Source organism: Pseudonocardia sp. 73-21 (assembly GCF_001899645.1).
Taxonomy (GTDB): Bacteria; Actinomycetota; Actinomycetes; order Mycobacteriales; family Pseudonocardiaceae; genus Pseudonocardia.
The window spans coordinates 1-4,450 of record NZ_MKVV01000003.1 but is presented as its reverse complement, the minus strand read 5'-3'; the positions used below and the strand labels follow the sequence as shown (position 1 = coordinate 4,450).

Below are 4,450 nucleotides of genomic sequence, written 5' to 3'. Positions count from 1 at the left end.
CGTGGCCGGAGGCGTCGTGGCCGGAGGCGTCGTGGCCGGAGGCGTCGTGGCCGGAGGCTCGTGACGAGGGGCCGCCTGCGCGGCCCCGTCGAGCGCGTCGGGCCGCCGGCGGCGCCCGGTGCGGCCGGAGGCGGCGGGCGGGGGATCGCCGGCGGAGGCGTCCGGACCGGCCGCGGAACGCGGGCCCGCCAGCTCGTCCTTCCTGGCCCAGTGCCCCGTCGACCAGGAACCCGTGGACCACGGGTCGGCCACGGCGTCGGGATACCGGCGTTGCTCGCGCCGTCTCGCGCCGGCCCCACTGCGCGGCCCTTGCTGGGCGGGAGGCGGAGGCTCGGCGGAAGGCGGGGGCTCGGCGCGAGACGGGGTCTCGGCGGGATGCGGGGTCTCGGCGTGTCCCGCGCCGGTCCCCCCGGACCGCAGTGACTGCGCCAGGAGATGGCCGATCGGGGACTCGTCGGTCCAGCCCCGCCAGGGCGAGATGCCGTGCGGGTCCGTGACCGTGGGGTCCCCGGCGAGCCCGGCGTTCCCCTGGCCGGGGGCACCGTGGCCGGCCGCACCGTTGCGCCCGGACCGGCCACCGTTGCCACCCGGTGAACCGTTGGCCGCGGCCGGCATCGTGTGCGGTTGTGTACGGCCGTTGTCCGTCGGCGCCCGTCCGGCGTCGCCGGCCGGGTGCACGTTCGGCGTTCCGGTGGACACGGGCCCGGTCGAGGTGCGGTCCCGGGCGACCGCGGAGCTCCAGTCGGTCCAGGAGCCGGTGGGCGGAGCCGGCGACGTGGCCGTCGGCGTCGACGCCTCGGACCGGTGGTGGCCGGCGACGCGGGCGCGGCCGCCGTTGGTGGCGGCGCGGGGCGGCACCTCCTCGGCGACGGACGACACGGCGGCGTCGAGCGCCCGCCGGAACCGCTCGGCGCGCTGCTGGTCGCGACGCTGGGCCGCGACCCCGAGGCGGACGGACTCGAGGCCCTGCTCGAGCTGCCCGGCCTTCTCCTGCAACGCGCCGAGGGTGGACAGGCAGACCGACTCCAGATCCGGTGCGTCGCTGGCCGCCGCGTCCTGTGCGGCCTGTGTCAGTGCCGCGACCACCGCCTCCGCACCCGACGCGGTGACCGTCCGCGCGACGGCGAGCCGCAGCAGCGCGATCTGGCGGCTCGGACGCGACGTGTCGCGCAAGCGCGCTTCCAGCGGCGCGCAGCCGTCACGTGCCTCGTCGGTGCGTCCTGCGTCGAGCAGCCCGGAGATCCACTCGGCCGCGAGCCCGGCGGCGAGGTGTCGCGACGGGCTCTGCGAACGGCCCGCCCGGGCGCTGTCGAGGTGGGCGAGACCCTCCGCGGCCTTCGCCACAGCGGCGTCCGGGCGTCCGGCCCGCCGCTCCGCCGTGGCCGCCACGAGGGACGCGGCGGCGGTGCCGATGTGGCCGCGGGGACCACCGACCTCCGCCCACACCGACTCGACCCGGCGGAGCAGCCCGTCCACGGCCGCCGGCCGGTCCTCCACCGCACACCGGGCCAGAGCCCCGAGGGCATCGGCACGCAGCTCTGGGACCGTGTCGGCCACGGACACCGGCGTCAACAACGTGCGTGCCGTGGCGAGCCGCCCGGCCCCGGTGGCGAGGACGGCGAGCTCGACACGCAGCCGGTCGGCGGCGGGCTCGTCGAGGACGTGTGCGCCACGACGGACCACACCGTCGAGGACCTCCGACGCGACCGCCCGCCCGTCGCCGGTAGCCGACCGTGCCGACACCGCCCAGCCCGCGGCCCGCAGCCACAGCCCGTGATCGGCGTCCGCGTCGGCGATCTCGAGGACGTGATCGGCGATGGCCCCCGTCAGGTCGGGCCGCGACCACCGCAGTGCCGCGGCCGACCCGAGCAGGTCCGCGCTGGTCCCATCACCGCCGTCACCGGGAACCGCTCGCGTCGACGCCACCTGACCTCCAGGACTTCAGGGCTGCCACGGCGGACCAACCGTGATCATCGACCGGGCGGGGGATCGCTCTCAGTCACGAGTGAGCTTACGATGCGTCACGCGGTGCGGTCGCGCGGCCTCCGCTCCCAGCCTCTCGATCTTGTTCTTCTCGTACGACTCGAAGTTGCCCTCGAACCAGAACCACGAGGCCGGGGTGTCGTCGGTGCCCTCCCACGCGAGGATGTGCGTGACGACGCGGTCCAGGAACCAGCGGTCGTGGGAGATGACCACGGCGCACCCCGGGAACTGCTCGAGGGCGTTCTCGAGCGATCCCAGGGTCTCGACGTCGAGGTCGTTGGTGGGCTCGTCGAGCAGGATCAGGTTGCCGCCCTGCTTGAGCGTCATGGCCAGGTTCAGCCGGTTGCGCTCACCACCGGAGAGCACGCCCGCAGGCTTCTGCTGGTCGGGACCCTTGAACCCGAACGCGGCCACGTAGGCGCGCGACGGCATCTCGGTCTGGCCGACCTTGATGTAGTCGAGCCCGTCCGACACCGTCTCCCAGACGTTCTTCTTCGGGTCGAGCCCCGAGCGCGTCTGGTCGACGTACGACAGCTGGACCGTCTCGCCGACCTTGACCGTGCCCGAGTCGGGCTGCTCGAGACCGACGATGGTCTTGAACAGCGTGGTCTTGCCGACCCCGTTGGGACCGATGACGCCGACGATGCCGTTGCGGGGCAGGGTGAACGACAGGTCCTTGATGAGCACGCGCCCGTCGAAGCCCTTGTCGAGGTGGTCGACCTCCACCACGATGTTGCCCAGCCGGGGCCCGGCCGGGATCTGGATCTCCTCGAAGTCGAGCTTGCGGTGCGACTCGGCCTCGGTGGCCATCTCCTCGTAGCGCTGCAGTCGCGCCCGGCTCTTCGCCTGACGCGCCTTGGCCCCCGAACGGACCCACGCGAGCTCGTCGGTGAGCCGCTTCTGCAGCTTGACGTCCTTGCGCCCCTGGACCGCCAGACGCTCGGCCTTCTTCTCCAGGTACGTGGAGTAGTTGCCCTCGTAGGGGTAGGTGTGGCCGCGGTCGATCTCGAGGATCCACTCGGCCACGTTGTCGAGGAAGTACCGGTCGTGCGTGACGGCGAGGACGGCGCCGGCGTAGCCCGCGAGGTGCTGCTCCAGCCACAGGACGCTCTCCGCGTCGAGGTGGTTGGTGGGCTCGTCGAGCAGGAGGAGATCAGGCTTGCTGAGCAGGAGCTTGCACAGCGCCACCCGGCGACGCTCACCACCGGAGAGGTTGGTGACCGGCGCGTCCGGTGGCGGGCAACGGAGTGCGTCCATCGCCTGCTCGAGCTGGGAGTCGAGCTCCCACGCATCGTTGTGGTCGAGGAGCTCCTGGAGCGTGCCCATCTCCTCCATCAGCTCGTCGGAGTAGTCGGTGGCCATCAGCTCGGCGATCTCGTTGTAGCGGTCGAGCTGCTGCTTGATCTCGCCGAGCCCTTCCTCCACGTTGCCGAGGACGGTCTTCTCCTCGTTGAGCGGGGGTTCCTGTTGGAGGATGCCCACCGTGGCCCCGGGCTTCAGGTACGCCTCGCCGTTGTTCGGCTGATCCAACCCCGCCATGATCTTGAGGACGCTCGACTTGCCGGCGCCGTTCGGACCGACGACACCGATCTTCGCGCCCGGCAGGAAGTTCAGCGTCACATTGTCGAGGATGACCTTGTCGCCGTGGGCCTTGCGGACCTTGAGCATGCTGTAGATGAACTCTGCCACCCCCCGATGGTAGTGGCGGGCCCGTCAGACCCCGACGGCCGCCTCGTGAGCCTGGATCTCCCGCTCGATGTCCCCGGCCTCGTCGGCGTCCAGCTCGTCGACGACGCGCGCGTCCCACCGACCCGTGTCCGCTCCGGGAACCGCCTGAGCGGTCTCCTCCGGAGCCCCGGCCCCGGTGGCCGCGGGCACCGGGGCCGACCGCTTGCGGGACACCGTGCTCGTGCACCACGCCAGGTCCGGGCCGAGTGCCGTCGCCTCCATCTCCGTGACGGTCTGCGTCCTGCCGTCCTTCTCGTACTCGCGGGAGAAGATGCGGCCGTGGACGATGACCGGATCACCCACGTCCAGCGACAGCGCCGCGTGCTGGGCCAGCTGGCGCCAGGCGACGACCGTCATGAACAGCGAGCGCCCGTCACGCCACTCACCGGAGGCCTGGTCGAAGCGGCGTTGACTGGAGGCGACCCGGAACGTGGCCTTGTAGGCCCCTCCCGGCAGGGTCGTGCCGTCCACCGCGGTGGCCATCCGTCCGACGAAGGTGGTGGTCGTGTCGTCCATGTGCGTACTCCTGACTCGTGGATGTGTTCTACGAGTCCGACGATGCCGCGCCGGCGAGGGCCCGGACAGGGTCACTTCAGATCTGTGGACAGCCGCACCACGATGGGGACAACTCGACGGCGGACGGGAAAACCGTCGGTGCCACGTGGGACAATCGCGCACACAAAAGTGGGCCCCTGTCCGGAGACAGGGGCCCACAATGAGAATTGATGTCGGCGGCGAC

The 4,450-nt window shown here is 72.2% G+C and carries 2 protein-coding genes and 1 pseudogene; all 3 read right to left on the bottom strand.

The window, feature by feature from the left end; genetic code table 11:
- Positions 1 to 1,926 (bottom strand): annotated as a pseudogene (locus BGP03_RS00485) (hypothetical protein); the annotation flags it as partial.
- Positions 1,927 to 1,995: 69 nt separating this feature from the next.
- The gene (gene ettA / locus BGP03_RS00480; protein WP_296374886.1) at positions 1,996 to 3,672 is read right to left on the bottom strand and encodes an energy-dependent translational throttle protein EttA; all 1,677 of its coding nucleotides are present in this window, start codon (positions 3,670 to 3,672) and stop codon (positions 1,996 to 1,998) included.
- A gap of 24 nt (positions 3,673 to 3,696) precedes the next feature.
- The gene (locus tag BGP03_RS00475; protein WP_296374884.1) at positions 3,697 to 4,227 is read right to left on the bottom strand and encodes a single-stranded DNA-binding protein; all 531 of its coding nucleotides are present in this window, start codon (positions 4,225 to 4,227) and stop codon (positions 3,697 to 3,699) included.
- Between the last annotated feature and the right edge of the window lie 223 nt (positions 4,228 to 4,450).

What these genes read in the sequence shown, in the direction of transcription:
- BGP03_RS00475 (WP_296374884.1), bottom strand. Translation starts at nt 4,227, where the DNA reads ATGGACGACACGACCACCACCTTCGTCGGACGGATGGCCACCGCGGTG.